The organism is Brevibacillus fluminis, from assembly GCF_052072235.1.
Classification (GTDB): domain Bacteria; phylum Bacillota; class Bacilli; order Brevibacillales; family Brevibacillaceae; genus Brevibacillus_D; species Brevibacillus_D fluminis_A.
On sequence record NZ_CM125436.1, the window covers coordinates 1,749,883 to 1,764,226 of the forward strand.

General features: G+C 55.0%; 12 protein-coding genes. 8 read left to right on the forward strand and 4 right to left on the reverse strand.

The genetic code is table 11. The annotated features are described in order from the left end of the window. Position 1: 1 nt before the first annotated feature. The 7 genes from ACTID9_RS08810 to ACTID9_RS08840 all read left to right on the forward strand — a co-directional run bounded on the left by ACTID9_RS08810 (position 2) and on the right by ACTID9_RS08840 (position 8,674). A complete protein-coding gene (locus ACTID9_RS08810) occupies positions 2-1,363 on the forward strand; it encodes a nucleotide sugar dehydrogenase (protein WP_441070826.1) in 1,362 nt (453 codons plus the stop codon). Between the two features lie 42 nt (positions 1,364-1,405). Further along, entirely contained in the window at positions 1,406-3,238 is a 1,833-nt protein-coding gene (gene glmS, locus ACTID9_RS08815) for a glutamine--fructose-6-phosphate transaminase (isomerizing) (RefSeq protein ID WP_441070827.1), read from the forward strand. A gap of 118 nt (positions 3,239-3,356) precedes the next feature. After that, complete coding sequence (locus ACTID9_RS08820) at positions 3,357-3,575, forward strand: hypothetical protein (protein ID WP_441070828.1); 219 nt, start codon at positions 3,357-3,359, stop codon at positions 3,573-3,575. Beyond that, positions 3,572-4,948 carry a bifunctional UDP-N-acetylglucosamine diphosphorylase/glucosamine-1-phosphate N-acetyltransferase GlmU gene (glmU, locus tag ACTID9_RS08825; RefSeq protein ID WP_441070829.1) on the forward strand — a complete coding sequence of 459 codons (1,377 nt, stop codon included), beginning with the start codon at positions 3,572-3,574 and terminating at the stop codon, positions 4,946-4,948. The genes ACTID9_RS08820 and glmU overlap by 4 nt, the downstream gene beginning before the upstream one ends. Next, positions 4,945-5,853 (forward strand): hypothetical protein, encoded by a 909-nt coding sequence (locus tag ACTID9_RS08830; protein ID WP_441070830.1) that lies wholly within the window; start codon positions 4,945-4,947, stop codon positions 5,851-5,853. The genes glmU and ACTID9_RS08830 overlap by 4 nt, the downstream gene beginning before the upstream one ends. Positions 5,854-5,886: 33 nt before the next feature. Then, positions 5,887-7,611 (forward strand): hypothetical protein, encoded by a 1,725-nt coding sequence (locus ACTID9_RS08835; protein WP_441070831.1) that lies wholly within the window; start codon positions 5,887-5,889, stop codon positions 7,609-7,611. Between the two features lie 139 nt (positions 7,612-7,750). Further along, positions 7,751-8,674 carry an MBL fold metallo-hydrolase gene (locus ACTID9_RS08840; protein WP_441070832.1) on the forward strand — a complete coding sequence of 308 codons (924 nt, stop codon included), beginning with the start codon at positions 7,751-7,753 and terminating at the stop codon, positions 8,672-8,674. A gap of 61 nt (positions 8,675-8,735) precedes the next feature. On the opposite strand, the gene ACTID9_RS08845 is transcribed toward ACTID9_RS08840, so the two are convergent. The 4 genes from ACTID9_RS08845 to ACTID9_RS08860 are packed head-to-tail and all read right to left on the reverse strand — an operon-like array spanning position 8,736 to position 12,261. After that, entirely contained in the window at positions 8,736-9,341 is a 606-nt protein-coding gene (locus tag ACTID9_RS08845) for a pentapeptide repeat-containing protein (protein WP_441070833.1), read from the reverse strand. Positions 9,342-9,351: 10 nt separating this feature from the next. Next, on the reverse strand, positions 9,352-11,163 hold the full coding sequence (locus tag ACTID9_RS08850; protein WP_441070834.1) for an SH3 domain-containing protein: 1,812 nt from the start codon (positions 11,161-11,163) through the stop codon (positions 9,352-9,354). Further along, complete coding sequence (locus ACTID9_RS08855) at positions 11,163-12,116, reverse strand: hypothetical protein (RefSeq protein WP_441070835.1); 954 nt, start codon at positions 12,114-12,116, stop codon at positions 11,163-11,165. The genes ACTID9_RS08850 and ACTID9_RS08855 overlap by 1 nt, the downstream gene beginning before the upstream one ends. After that, positions 12,082-12,261: a hypothetical protein gene (locus tag ACTID9_RS08860; protein WP_441070836.1), complete on the reverse strand. Its 180-nt coding sequence runs from the start codon at positions 12,259-12,261 to the stop codon at positions 12,082-12,084. Before ACTID9_RS08860 ends, ACTID9_RS08855 begins: the two co-directional genes overlap by 35 nt. A 295-nt stretch (positions 12,262-12,556) precedes the next feature. Between ACTID9_RS08860 and ACTID9_RS08865 the strand changes: the two genes are divergently transcribed. Then, positions 12,557-14,341 (forward strand): vWA domain-containing protein, encoded by a 1,785-nt coding sequence (locus ACTID9_RS08865; RefSeq protein WP_441070837.1) that lies wholly within the window; start codon positions 12,557-12,559, stop codon positions 14,339-14,341. Positions 14,342-14,344: the final 3 nt, after the last annotated feature.

Below are 14,344 nucleotides of genomic sequence, written 5' to 3' on the forward strand. Positions count from 1 at the left end.
AATGGATCGATATACAGAACTGAAGCAGCGCTTTCAAATGAAGACGGCTAAAATCGGTGTGGTCGGACTCGGGTATGTGGGCTTGCCGCTCGCGATGGAAATCGTGAAAAGCGGATACACCGTAGTCGGGATCGACCTCGACCAAAGCAAAATTGAAAAATTGAAGGCGGGCCGCTCCTATGTGCAAGATATCGCCGATGAAATTTTGCAGGAAGCGAATGCGACCAACCGCTTTATCCCGACCGCCGATTATTCCGTGATTGAGGGACTGGATGCGATCAGCATTTGCGTGCCGACGCCGCTCAGTCAAAACCAGGACCCGGATACGTCCTATATCACGAAAGTGGTTGACCAGATCAAGACCTATATGAAAAAAGGGCTGCTCATTACATTGGAGAGCACCACGTATCCAGGGACGACCGAGGAATTGATCCAGTGGGAGCTGGAAGCGATGGGCTATCAGGTGGGCGTCGACTTCTTCCTTTGCTACTCGCCGGAGCGCGTCGATCCGGGCAATTCCCGCTTCACCACCTTCAATACGCCGAAAATTATCGGCGGCACGACCGAAGCATGCCAGGAGCTGGGGACGCTCTTGTACAGCAATCTGGTCAAAACCGTCGTTCCCGTTTCCTCGCCGAAAGTGGCGGAAATGTCCAAGCTTTTGGAAAACACGTTCCGCAGCGTAAACATCGCGTTCATGAACGAAATGGCGCTGATGTCCGACAAAATGGGCATCGACATTTGGGAAGTGATCAAGGCCGCTTCGACCAAACCGTTCGGATTCATGCCGTTTTATCCGGGACCGGGCATTGGCGGACATTGCATCCCGCTTGATCCGATGTATCTGGCATGGAAGGCAAAGGGCTTTCGCTTCCACAGCCAGTTCATCGAAATCGCGCAATCGATCAATGTCAACATGCCGGATTACGTGCTGAACAAGACGGCACAGGTGCTGAACGTGAAGGCGAAATCGATCAACAATTCCAAGATTTTGATTCTCGGCATGGCCTACAAGCCGGATGTCGACGACTTGCGCGAATCGCCGGGCCTCGAAATCTATGAATTGTTCAAGCACAGCGGTGCGACGGTCGATTTTTACGATCCGTACGCCCAAAGCTTCCGGGACAAACACGGCAACGTGATTCCGTCGATCAGCTACGATTTGGAGCGGATGAAAACATATGATTGCATGGTGCTTGTCACCAACCATCGCTGCTTCCATTATCAGGAACTCGCCGATCTGGGCGTCGGCATCATCGATACGCGCAATGCGTTCGACGGCATTCGCAGCCCGAACATCTACAAGATCGGTACGCCGATTTCCATTCAGCAAGAAAAGGAAGTGTACAGCCTGTTGGCATAAGCGGAAAAGACAGGGACAGGCAACCGAAGGAGGAATACAAGCATGTGCGGAATTATGGGATATATTGGCTTCCGGGAAGCGCAAACCATTTTGACCAATGGGTTGAGAAAGCTGGAATACCGTGGCTACGATTCGGCCGGAATCGCCGTGAGCGATGGCGATAAAATTTCGGTCTGCAAGGCAAAGGGGAGAATCGAAGTGCTGGAGCAGCAGGTGAGCAAGGCAAGCCTTGCGGGCAGCGCAGGCATCGGCCATACCCGCTGGGCAACCCATGGGCGCCCCTCTGATGAAAACTCGCATCCACATGTCGATGAGACAGGCAAATTTTCGATCGTCCATAACGGCATCATCGAAAACTATTTGGACATCAAGCAGGAGCTGATCGACAAAGGTGTGACGTTCACCTCGGAAACGGATACGGAAGTGATCGTTCATTTACTTGCCGACCTGTATGATGGCGACATTGTGTCGACTGTGCGCAAGGTGGTAGGCAAAATTCGCGGTGCCTTTGCGCTTGGCGTCATGTGCGAGCATGAGCCGGACAAGCTGATTGCGGTCCGGTACGCCAGCCCGCTGATTATCGGCGTCGGCCAAGGCGAAAACTTCATCGGCTCCGACATTCCGGCAATCCTTGAGCATACGCGCGATGTATACATTCTCGACGACGGCGACCTGGCGATTTTGACCAAAGATTCGGTGACGGTCGTGGACGTCCACACCAATGAGCCGCAAGCGCGGGAGCTTGTGCGGGTGGAATGGAACAAGGAGCAGGCCGAGAAGGAAGGCTTCCAGCACTACATGCTGAAGGAAATTTACGAGCAGCCGCGCGCCCTGAAGAGCACGATGGCGGGCCATCTTGATGAGACTGCAGGTAAGGTCACGTTTCCGGGCTTGCGCTTGACACCGGAGGAACTCAAGGAGATCGACAAAATTTTCATCGTCGCCTGCGGCACAGCGTACTATGCCGGGCTTGTCGGCAGATACGCAATCGAGCGGCTGACGCAAATCCCGGTCGATGTCGATGTGGCCTCCGAGTTTCGTTATCAGCGGCCGCTGGTGACCGCCAAAACGTTGACCATTGTCGTCAGCCAATCCGGAGAAACAGCGGATACGCTCGCCGCGCTGCGCGAAGCGAAGCGGCTGGGCTCGAAAGTGCTCGCGATCACCAACGTGGTCGGCAGCACGATCGCACGGGAAGCGGATGATGTGATTGCCACGATTGCGGGTCCCGAGATCGCAGTCGCATCGACGAAAGCGTACACCGCGCAGCTGATGGCGTTCTATCTGTTTGGCCTCTATTTGGCGCAGGAGAAGCAGACGATCGATCCGCAGGAGCATGCGGCCTTGATCGCCGACTTGAAAAACGTGCCGGAACAGGTGGAAAAAGTGTTGGAGAACGCCGACGACCTGCGCACGTTTGCCGAGGGGATCAAGGATGAGAAGAGCGTATTTTTCATCGGACGCGGCATCGATTTTGCCGTCTCGCTCGAAGGCTCGCTCAAGCTGAAGGAAATTTCCTACATCCATTCCGAGGCGTATGCCGCAGGCGAGCTGAAGCACGGCACGCTTGCGCTGATTGAGGAAGGCACACAGGTGATCGCGCTGTCCACGCAAGCAGAGCTGCACGAAAAAATGATCAGCAACATTACCGAAGTGAAGGCGAGGGGCGCAAAGGTGCTCGGCATTACGCCGGATTCGCACATCGAACTGCATCGGACCGTCGATGAGCTTTGCTTCATTCCAAGCACCGCGCCGCTGTTCACACCGATTTTGAGCGTCGTTCCGCTGCAGCTGATCGCCTATTATACATCGCTCGCATTGGGCAATGACGTCGATCGCCCTCGCAATCTCGCCAAAAGCGTGACGGTTGAATAGCGAAAAAAGGAAAGAACACGCAATCGCAAGCGGGCTGGGCCTTGCCAAAAGAACGAGGCCCGGCTATCACCATACCGTACATGGCGGCTAAACATTTTGGCAAAAGAAGGAGGAACAGATGGATAATACCTCTCAACCAACGATGGACCAGCGCGTTTTGTATGAAATCATGCTGCGTGCCTATCGGTTGGGCAGCCAGGCAAACATGGATTCGAAAGAGATCGTGCAAAAAATGGCGGGCGAGCTACGCGCCTACCTCCAGCCAGACCATACGCACATCGAGCGGATGGACCGGGCGGAGTTGAAACGGACGAATAGCAAGGAGGTAGCGGGATGAAGACACATGCAATTGTACTCGCAGCAGGAAAAGGCACCAGAATGAAATCAAGCCTCTACAAGGTGATGCATCCGGTTTGCGGCAAGCCGATGATTCAGCATATCGTCGATTTGCTGCAGAAGCTCTCCCTGGAAAACATCGTGGTGGTAGTCGGCCATGGGGCGGAGGCCGTCAAGGAGCAGCTCGGCGATCGCGTGCAGTTCGCGTTTCAGCCGGAGCAGCTGGGGACGGCCCACGCCGTCTCGATGTGCCGCGATCAGCTGCAGGGACAGGATGGCATCACGCTCGTCATCAATGGCGACACGCCGCTGGTGAAGGAAGAAACGCTGCAAAGCCTGTTTGCCTATCACCAAAGCAAACAGGCGGCGGCAACCGTCTTGACCACGCTGCTGCCTGATCCGACCGGCTATGGCCGTGTCATTCGGGACCAAAACGGCGATGTCAACCGCATCGTGGAAGAGAAGGACGCCACGCTTGGGCAAAAAAAGGTGTGCGAGATCAGCACCGGCATCTTTTGCTTCGATAACCGCAAGCTGTTCGAGAGTCTGACAAAGGTGCGCAACGACAATGCGCAAGGGGAATATTATTTGCCCGATGTGCTCCACATTTTGAAAGAGCAGGGGTGCCGGGTCGCCGCCTTCATGACGAATGATCCTTCCGAAGGAACGGGCGTCAATGACCGGGTGCAGCTGTCTCAGATGGAAGCGCTGATGCGCAAGCGAATTTGCGAGCGTCATATGTGCAACGGTGTCACGCTGATCGACCCGTCGTCCACGTATATCGATGCGGATGTCGAGATCGAGCCGGACACGGTGATCCATCCGGGCACGTTTTTGCGCGGACGGACGCGGATCGGCCGCTCGTGCGTGATCGGCCCGAACGCGGATGTGACCGATTGCAACATCGAAAGCCACGTCAAGATCACCCAGTCCACCATTGCGGGAAGCATCATCGGCGAAGAGGCGACGGTGGGGCCGTTTGCCTACATTCGTCCGCAGTCCGAGGTGGGCAGAGGCGCGCGCGTCGGCGATTTCGTGGAGTTGAAAAACACCCGGATCGGTGCATTTTCCAAGGTGTCTCACCTTTCCTATCTGGGCGACGCAGAGGTAGGGCAAGGCGTCAATGTTGGCTGCGGCGTCATAACGGTGAATGATGACGGCGTGGAAAAGCACAGAACGGCCATCGAGGATGAGTCGTTCATCGGCTGCAATGTAAACCTGATCGCTCCGGTGACGGTCGGGGAGGGCGCCTATGTGGCGGCAGGCTCGACCATCACGGAAGATGTGCCAAGGCAGGCGTTGGCGATCGCGCGGCAGCGGCAGCAAAACAAGGAAGCGTATCGTATGAAAAAGAAACTGCAAGAGGTGCAATGAGCGGATTGTGCTCGATCCGATCGATAAAAGGAACGATGATCGTTTTGTTCGCCGTACTGCTCTTACTGTCTGCCGTTGCATTTTCCCTTGACAAAGACAAGCCTGTCACCACGGCGACCTGGATTTGGGACGCCACGATCATCACCGACCAAGCGGACGATGTCATCGCCTTTGCCAAAGAAAACGGAGTGAACCTGATCTATTTGCACATCGAGCAAAACAAGATCGCCCCGGACCAATACCGCTCCTTCATCAAGGCGGCGGGCCAAGCGGGTATCAAGGTCGATGCGCTCGGCGGCGACCGGAACTGGGCCCTCACCGACAATCAGGGAAACATCGCCAGCTTCATTTCCTGGGTGAAGGACTATAACAGCCGGGCGGCCGAAGCGGAGCGATTCCAGGGCATCCACGTCGACATCGAGCCCTACCTGTTGTCCCGCTGGGAAAAACATAAGGACGATGTCATCGAGCAATGGATGGAGAACATGGCGTTCGTCGTCAGCGAGACGAAAAAAGAGCCGGGGCTTACCGTAAGCGCGGACTTGCCGTTTTGGATCGATACGCTGAAGGTGCCCGGAGAATCGGAGAAGGTCAGCAGCTGGATGCTCGACCGGCTGGACAGCATCACGTTGATGGCGTACCGCAACTATGCGGAAGGGCCGAACGGCATCGTCGACATCACGCAGCGGGTGCTGGCGGATGCCAACGACCGGAAAAAAGCGTCCGTCATTGTCGGCGTCAATATTTTGGAGTCAAAGGAAGGGGATAACGTCAGCTTCCACAAGCAGGGAACTACAGAAATGGAAAGGGAGCTGTCGATTTTGCAGGACGCGCTGGCCCAATCCCCCTCATTTGCCGGATATGCCGTCCATGATTACAAAAGTTGGCGCCAAGCCAGCGAATAGGCGGGGGAGACGTTTGGTCTAGGAGGAAAGCGAATGAAAGCTGCCCGTATTTACCTCTGCCTCCTTGGTTTTGCCATGTGCTTTTTGTTCGGGTTTTCTTCGCCTGAAAAAAAGAGCAAGGCGACCTGGATTTGGCAGGCAGAGCTTATCGGGAACGAACAAAAGCAAATTCTCACGTTTTGCAAGCAAAATGACATCAACCTGATTTATTTGCGGATCGATCAGGACAAGCCGGATGGCGACTATCGCGCATTCATCCGGCAAGCGACGGCGAACGGGATCGAAGTGCATGCGGTTGGCGGCCATCCGACCTGGGCGCTTGCTTCCGGTAAGCCGCGCATGCTGCAGCTCGCGAAATGGGTCAAGCGCTATAATGAAAAGGCCGATGCAGACGAACGGATCAAAGGCATTCAGCTGGATGTCGAGCCTTATTTGCTGAAGCAATGGGAGACCGATCAACGAGACGTGCTTGTCCAGTGGCAAGCGAATGTGAAAGCGTTCATGAAGGAAGCGGGAGACGATGCCGATCTGCAAATCGGCACGGCGCTGGCTTTTTGGCTGGATGAAATCCCGGCTCCGGATCAGCCTGACATGTCGATGGGCAAATGGATGATCAGCCAGTTTGATACGGTCACAATCATGGCGTATCGCAACGAGCTTGAAGGGGCAAACGGCATTCTGTCATTGGTGGAACAGGAAATGAGCGACGCGGATGAATGGCAAAAACCGGCGATCATCGCGGTCAACATGAAAAAGATGAATGAGCGGCACACGTCGTACGCCGATGCGGGCGCGGCGGAAATGAACCGTCAATTGGCCCGATTGCCGCAGGAAATGGCCGCACATCCTTCGTTTGCGGGAACGGCTGTCCACGATTACCGCTATTGGAAGCAAGCGGATGCCCCGTCTGAGGAGATGCCGCCTGTTGAAGTACCGCCTGAGGAAGTGCCGCCGACAAAAGGGATCAAAGGGACCTACATTTGGGAAGCGGAGCAGATCATGTCCGAGCCGGATCAGATTCTCGCGTTCGCCAAGGAGCATGGCCTCAATTTGCTCTACGCCCGCCTTGATTTGGATCAACCGTTTTCCGTGTACCGCAATTTCGTCAAAAAGGCGCATGCGGCAGGGATCGAAGTGCAGGCGATGGGCGGTCATCCGATCTGGGCGTTGGAACAGAACCGGCCGCGCATCACGCGCTTGGTCAAGTGGGTGAAAAACTACAATGCGCACGTCGACAAAGACGAGCGATTCCAGGGCATCCATCTGGACATCGAGCCGTATGTGATGCCGATGTGGCGCAGCGACAAGGAGTCTGTGCTGCGTCAATGGATGGGCAACATCCGTGCGTTTGTACAAGAAACAAAAGCGTCACCCGAATTGAAGACGAGCGTCGATTTGGCGGTATGGCTGGAACATACACCGACGCCTGGCGAGCCCGCGCTTCCGTTCAGCAACTGGATGATCAAGCAGGTGGATCAGACGACGCTGATGGCCTTCCGCGATCATGCCGAAGGCCCGGGCGGGATCGTGGATATCGTGAAAAACAAGATGGCTTACGCTGAGTCGATCGGCAAACCGCTGATGGTCGCCGTTGAGATGAAGGAGAGCCGCGAGGGCAACTATGTCTCCTTCCATGAGGAGGGCAAAGCCGAAATGAATCGCCAGCTTGAGCTGATGGCGTCGCATTTGGACAAGTATGCCTCGTACAGCGGCTTTGTCGTTCATGCCTACGATTATTGGAAAACCAGCAAGGAGTAAACGAAGGCTCCCCCGGGCAATGAGGGGGAGCTTTTTGCCGTGTGCGCTCTGTTTGTGGCAGATGCGCTTCGCCCTTGCAGGCTGCGCGCACTTGCGAGTATCCTTAGCAGTAGCAAGCGTTTTGTGCAGGAGGAAACAGATGCGAAAACGATACGGCAACATGGACGGGATCGAAAACAATCACGCTTTTCTCGATGGCTGGCGGTGGATGAAAGAACGGCGGAGCAAGCAAAAGGATTTGTCCGTCCAGATTCCTGCCGCCGAACAAAAGCTTCAGCGTGAAGTGAAGCAAAACCGAACGAAAACGACGATCACCTGGATGGGGCACTCGACTTTTTTGATTCAAATGAACGGGCTGGCCATACTGACAGACCCGGTCTGGGCGAGGCGGATGGGTTTTGCCAAACGGCTGACCGAGCCGGGCTGGCCGCTCGCCGAATTGCCGGAGATTGAGATCGTCGTGATTTCCCATGGGCATTATGACCATCTTGATTTTCCAACATTGCGGCAGCTGAAAGGCAATCCGCACTTTTTCGTGCCGGTTGGCCTGAAACGGCTGTTTGCCAAAAAAGGGTACGCGAATGTGACGGAGCTGAGCTGGTGGGAAGCGGTGCAGCACAAAGACCTGGAGCTGCATTTCGTGCCGGCCCAGCATTGGACGCGCCGCACGCCGTTTGACACGAATACGTCGCATTGGGGCGGCTGGGTGCTGCGCCGGGCGGGGGAGACGCTTTATTTCGTCGGAGACACGGGCTATTTTCGCGGCTTTGCCGAAATCGGCAGCCGCTTTGACATCGATATTGCGCTGGTTCCGATCGGCGCCTACGAGCCGGAATGGTTTATGGGTGTGTCGCACATGACGCCGGAGGAAGCGGTGCAAGGGTTTCTCGACATGCGCGCAAAGACCTTTATTCCGATGCATTATGGGGCCTATCGCCTGGCGGACGATACGGGACCGGAGGCTTTGGCGCGACTGCTTGCAGCGTGGGAAAAGGCGGCTTTGCCAAAAGAGCGGCTGCGCGTGCTCGCGATCGGCGAGACGCTGTTTGCAGAGCAGGAATAGAAGTGATGAAGAAAAAAACCATCCGGGCGCAACGTTTTGACACGTCTCCCGAATGGTTTTTTTACTCAACCTTTGCCCCGAACGAGCGCAGAAACGAAATCGCTTGCGCGGCATCCATCCGCGCCCCTTTTACCTCGACCGTGCGAAAATCAATGCCGTCGAGGATCGCTCCGCGCAAATCCGCCCCTTCAAACGTCGCTTTGGACAATTGGGCGCGCGTCAGGTCCGCTTTGCGCAAGTCTGCTTTGCCGAATTCGGTTCCGTACAAGTCTGCCTCATAAAAGCGAACGCCGCGTAAATCTTGCTTTGTCAGCTTGGCATGCCGGAGAATCGTGTACGACCAATCCCCCTCGTCGATCGTGATGCCGTCGAGCTGGGCTTTGGTAAAGTCGCTGCCCGTCATTTTGCACCGGCGAAACTGGGCGACAAACAGGTTTGACTCTTGCATGTGGCAATTTGCGAACACAGTTTCCGTGTGGACGGACGCATTCAGCTGTGCGCCCCGGAAATCGCATTCGATGAAGCGGCAGCTGTTGGTGACGACTTCTGCCAGAGAAGCGCCGGTGAAGCGGCAGCGCACAAAGGTGGTTCGCGTCATTTCACGGTCACGCAAATCTTCCGAACGAAAATCAACCTCTTCAAAATGGGCGTCGAGATAAGGCTCCATAGCGTCTCCTTTACGGTTTGATCCATCCGGCGGCACCATTGTACCCGATTCGGTACCAGCCGTTCTTCTCTTCTTCGATTTGCAGCGTATCGCCTGCCGTCACTTGCCCGATGACATCTGAAGCGGCGTCGGGGGAGGCGTGCACATCGGTGATTTGCTGGATTGTCAGCTGCTTGGGCGTTGCGGTGGAATCTGCCGGTTTGGAAGCATCCGCAGGTGTTCCGGCATTGCTCCCGCTGTTATCTGTGCTGCCGCCCGATTCACCGGCACCGTTCGTTCCGGTGTCGCCATTTTCGCCGCCTGATCCATCCGTACCTTGTCCCGATTCGCCATTGCCTGAATCCGCCGGCTCCTCTGCCGGCTTCCCGATGTAAGACAGCGAGTCATCGCGCAATTGGTAAGGCGCCTCCGTCTGGCCTTCGCCCTCGCCAACCGGATTCTCAAACACCAGCAGGCCCGGCTCCTTGACACTCAGCCCGTCCGCTTCCAGCTGGAACGATTTTTTCAGCGAGGATGGGTTAACCGCATATCCGGTATAAGTAGATTTCCGATTGGGAGAAGCAGATTCTACCAACAAGACGAGCTGGTTGCCCTCGGCGATCGAGTCGGAGAGCGACAGTTTTTTTACCCGGGTGCCGTCATCAAGGGCAGCATCCCAAAAACGCACGTCGCCGTCTGCAAGTTTGGCGGCGTAATACAGCTGGTTTCCGTCCGCTACACCGGCAGCATACAGCTGCGCGCCGAATCGATCTTTCCCCGAGACGACATCGCTGAACGTTTTATCCGGATACTGCTTTTGCAAAAGTTGAAGCGGGTCATGATCGAGCCAGCGCTCCTGCAGCTGTGTCAAATAGCTTGCAGTCGATTTGTAGGCGCCAAGCGCCTGGTACAGCTCAATCGCCTTGTCGAACGCATTCCCCTTCACATACTGTTCGGCTTTTGTGAAGAAGCCGTCGATTTTCCGGTCGATCAGCGCGAGTACGTCAGATGCGTTCGGCAGCACATCTTTGATCTGTTCGTACAGCTTCGCGTCGTTGATAAACGCTTCGATGTTGGCGCTCTCCCTGGACAGCGTCTGCAGGCCGTACTGCTCCAGGGCATCGACCAGCCAAGGGGCGTCAAAATGATTTTCCTGATACAGCCGCAAGCTTTTGGCCGTATTGGCGACCACCGTCGCGAAGCTTTGGTTTTCTTTTTGGTCGCGGAATTTTTTCCGGTCATAGTTTTTGAACAGAGCGGTAAGCTCTTTTTGCTTGCCGCCTTCGAAATAGTCGTCCGGCATCGCGATCAGATCAGGGATAAACGATTCATCTTGATAGCTTCCCTTTTTCAGATTGGCCGCCATCTGCGCTTCGAATTGCGCTCGGTAGCGGGAAAATTCGCTCTGCATGTCTTTTTCGATGGAAAGCCGCGTGCTGATTTGCTGGAAATACGCTTTTTGCGCAGGCGTCTTTTGGCCAAAGGACGCTTTCAGGTCCGAGTAGCTGCGATGCGTCTCGAGCAAGGCTTTGTAGTCCTTCGCTTCATGTGCTTGCGATAGCCGGGCGTCGATGTCAGCCAGCTGGTTGTGAATTTGGTCGAGGGCGACAAGCGCCTCGCGAACCCCAGGATCGCCGTACGTGATGGCATCGTATGCTTGCGCGGAAGAGAAGCGCTCGACGGCCTGCTCCAGCTTGTTTTGCTTGTACAGCGCCTCGGCCTCCTGAATCAGGCTGACTTCCCGCGCGCTTGCAAACAGCTTCCATCCGACGGCGAGGAAGGCGAGCGCAAAGGCGATCAGCAGGATGTTGCGGACCAAGGTCGTTTTTTGATAAAAGCTCATCAGGCAGAACCCCTTTGAAAAATTCCTTTGAAATCAGGATCGAACGAGTAGCGCGCAGAAACGAGCGCTTCCGTCCGCGCATACAGCTCAGCCCATTCCGTACGGTACGTGCTGGCTAATTTTGCCAGGCGCAGCAGGCGTTCTTTCGAAAGATATTCCAAAAATTCAAGGATAAACTCGTGATAGTCATCCACATAGGCTTTCATCCGCAAGGCAGCACCGGCTACATTTGCCAGTATTTCCGCGCCGTTTTCGTGCCGCAAAATTTCATTTTTGTAGGTGACGGCATAATCGAGCACGTTCTTTTTGATCAGGGAACGCTTCACCTGCGCGACTTTGCGCAAATACTCGACGAACTGGTAGTCATAGGAAGAAGGAACCAGCGTATCCAGCTCCAGCTCCATGTCGCTGCGCAGCACAAACTGGTTCAGGCAGGCGATTTTCCGGCGTTTGATCGAATCGGTGTTCAGGAAATAACTGACCTCCCGCAGCTTTTCATAGGCGGTTTTCGGATTGCCTTCTTTCATGTCGACGGCGATTTCGTCAAGCTCGCGCATCAGCGCCAGCCTGATTTTTCCCCGCTCCGCGTACAGGAAACGGCGAAAGTGCACCGACCGTTCGTAGCGGGCCAGTTGTTTTTGCAAGGAAAAGGCCACCCCGAACAATACGATGCTGCCGATGATGCTGCCGATGAGCGCAGGCAATGTTTGGGCAGAGACGATCGCAAGGCAAAGCAAAATGCCCAAAAACAGCAGCGAGCTTTGTCCTTTGCGCCGTGACCAAGCGTGAGCGACCTGTTGGATCGGCGTAAGGCGGCTTGTTTTGCCGCATTCCTCGCATTCGTCTTGCATCCGGATCGAGTACGTTCCGCAATGCTGGCAAAGCAGGAGCCGCTCGTAAACGTAATTCGTTTTTTTGCTATCGGTAAAGCGGACGGCCAGTTTCTTTTTCATCTGGTTCTTTCTCCTCATTCAGCATGGTAAGAAATAATTGGTCGGTGTCGCGGTCAGAAAGGTAGCGCTTTTTGTGCGCATACAGGACGAAAAAGCGGATTGCCACGAACGACGCCGCGATTGCTAGTAAGAAATAGGTGAGCATGTCACATCTCCCGAGATCAGATTTGTCGAACATTGTCGGTGCGATAATTTCGTTGTAACTTAACTACGTGACGCATCGTATAACAGGTAAGCCCTTCATTTGTCCTATTTTTTGCTTGCGGATGCCTTACAATTTGCGACAAAAGTGGTCATCCGGTGCGCTCTTTCATTGCTTTGCGAAAATGCTGTGGATTACAATGAACTGGAGAATAGCTGCAACATTTGCTAGATATTGAATTATTTTACTACACTACTCTCCAATATCAACCTTAAGGAAATGGTCGGAGGCCCTAAGTATGGTTCAACTTACAAGAAAAACCACCTGGTTACTCGCAATGATGCTCGTTCTTTTGGTGCAGCTGGGCGCCATGCCGCAGGCGCAGGCTGCGAATGCTACAAATGCAGGCAAGCTCGATGCGGTGCTCGTCGTCGACGTCAGCAACTCGATGACGACGAGCGACAAGCATAACATCAGTTCGGAAGCGATGAAAATGTTCGTCGACATGACGTCTGCCCAAGGAAACAAAATCGGCGTCGTCTCGTATACGGATAAGATCGAGCGGGAAAAAGCGCTGATCGCTGCCAACTCGCCTGCAGACAAAGCGCAGATCAAGTCGTTTATCGACAGCCTCCACAAGGGCGCGTATACCGATATCGCGGTGGGCGTGGACGAAGCGGTCAAAATTCTTGCGGCCGGCCATGATCCGGCCAATTACCCGATGATCGTGCTGCTCGCGGACGGCAACAACTATTTGAACACCGCCTCATCGCGCACGCAGCAGCAGTCGGACAACGAACTGCAGGCGGCGATCAAGACCGCGCAGGCAAACGGCTTTCCGATTTACACGATCGGCTTGAATGCCGACGGGCAGCTCAACAAAGATTCGCTGAAAAAAATCGCGGCCGATACGCAAGGGAAGTTTTTTGAAGCGAGCACGGCGGATCAGCTGCCAAGCATCCTGAGCCAAATATTCGCCGATCACCTGAAGCTCAAGGTCGTGCCGCTGACCAGCATGACGGCCAACGGGCAGTATCAGGATGTCACCATCAAAATCCCGAATGCGAGCGTGATGGAAGCCAACGTGTCGATCATGTCGGGCAATCCGGTCGAGCTGAAGCTGTATGCGCCGGACGGCAAGGAAGTGAGCCTGGCGTCAAACAATGTCCAGCTCTCCCGCTCGAAAGCGTACTCGATGCTCAAAATCGTCTCGCCGGTGCAAGGCGACTGGAAGCTGAAAGTGAAGGGCGTCACACGGGACAAGATCGACATCAGCATGGTATTCAACTACGATTTGCAGCTGGCGATGGAGCCGATTCCGGTGAAATCGTACAGCAAGGGCGACACCATCGCGATCAAAGCCGCGCTGACCGAAAACGGACAAAAGGTGACGAGCGCAGATGTTTACAAACAAATGAAGGCGACGCTTCTGGTGACGGACACCGCCACGAAGCAGGTGAGCGAGTTGCCGCTCGCCAATACTGGCAGCGGGTTTGAGGGCAGCTACAGCGTGCAAGACACGCACCGCTACGAGCTGAAAATCAAGGCCGAGGCGTCCAGCTTTTATCGGGAGACACAGCCGGTGATCGTCGATGCATCCACGGCGGCAGCTTCCGGCACACAGACGCCAGCGAAGCCTGCCGAACCGGAAAAGCCGTTTCCGTGGATGCTCGCCATCGGCTGTCTGGTTGGCGCCATCGTGCTGATCGTCGCGATCCTGTACATTTTGGCGGCGCTGAAAAAAGCGAACAAAGGCTTTATCGGCCAGGTCGCGATTGAAATATGCGACGAGGATACGGGGAGCAAAACTCCCCCCCAATACAAAAAGCTGAACACGTTCAAAGGGAAGGTGAAGCTCCACCAGCTGCTCCAGCTTGCGCCGGAACTGGCGGAAACGGACAAGGTCACACTGGTGCCGGGCAAAAACGATACGATCATCATTTTCAACCGTTCGGCGTGCACGATTGAAAAAGCAGGCAGGGTGCTTGATGCGGCAGCGGGCAAAGAACTCAAGAAAAACGACCGGATCAAGATCATGCTGCAAAACGTCAATAAATCGATCTACGTCGATTACATTGTTTAGGAG

Coding starts and splice junctions, on each gene's coding strand:
- ACTID9_RS08830 (WP_441070830.1), top strand. CDS start 4,945: ATGAGCGGATTGTGCTCGATCCGATCGATAAAAGGAACGATGATCGTT.
- ACTID9_RS08855 (WP_441070835.1), bottom strand. CDS start 12,116: ATGAAAAAGAAACTGGCCGTCCGCTTTACCGATAGCAAAAAAACGAAT.
- ACTID9_RS08810 (WP_441070826.1), top strand. CDS start 2: ATGGATCGATATACAGAACTGAAGCAGCGCTTTCAAATGAAGACGGCT.
- ACTID9_RS08820 (WP_441070828.1), top strand. CDS start 3,357: ATGGATAATACCTCTCAACCAACGATGGACCAGCGCGTTTTGTATGAA.
- glmS (WP_441070827.1), top strand. CDS start 1,406: ATGTGCGGAATTATGGGATATATTGGCTTCCGGGAAGCGCAAACCATT.
- ACTID9_RS08835 (WP_441070831.1), top strand. CDS start 5,887: ATGAAAGCTGCCCGTATTTACCTCTGCCTCCTTGGTTTTGCCATGTGC.
- ACTID9_RS08865 (WP_441070837.1), top strand. CDS start 12,557: ATGGTTCAACTTACAAGAAAAACCACCTGGTTACTCGCAATGATGCTC.
- ACTID9_RS08860 (WP_441070836.1), bottom strand. CDS start 12,261: ATGCTCACCTATTTCTTACTAGCAATCGCGGCGTCGTTCGTGGCAATC.
- ACTID9_RS08840 (WP_441070832.1), top strand. CDS start 7,751: ATGCGAAAACGATACGGCAACATGGACGGGATCGAAAACAATCACGCT.
- ACTID9_RS08845 (WP_441070833.1), bottom strand. CDS start 9,341: ATGGAGCCTTATCTCGACGCCCATTTTGAAGAGGTTGATTTTCGTTCG.
- ACTID9_RS08850 (WP_441070834.1), bottom strand. CDS start 11,163: ATGAGCTTTTATCAAAAAACGACCTTGGTCCGCAACATCCTGCTGATC.
- glmU (WP_441070829.1), top strand. CDS start 3,572: ATGAAGACACATGCAATTGTACTCGCAGCAGGAAAAGGCACCAGAATG.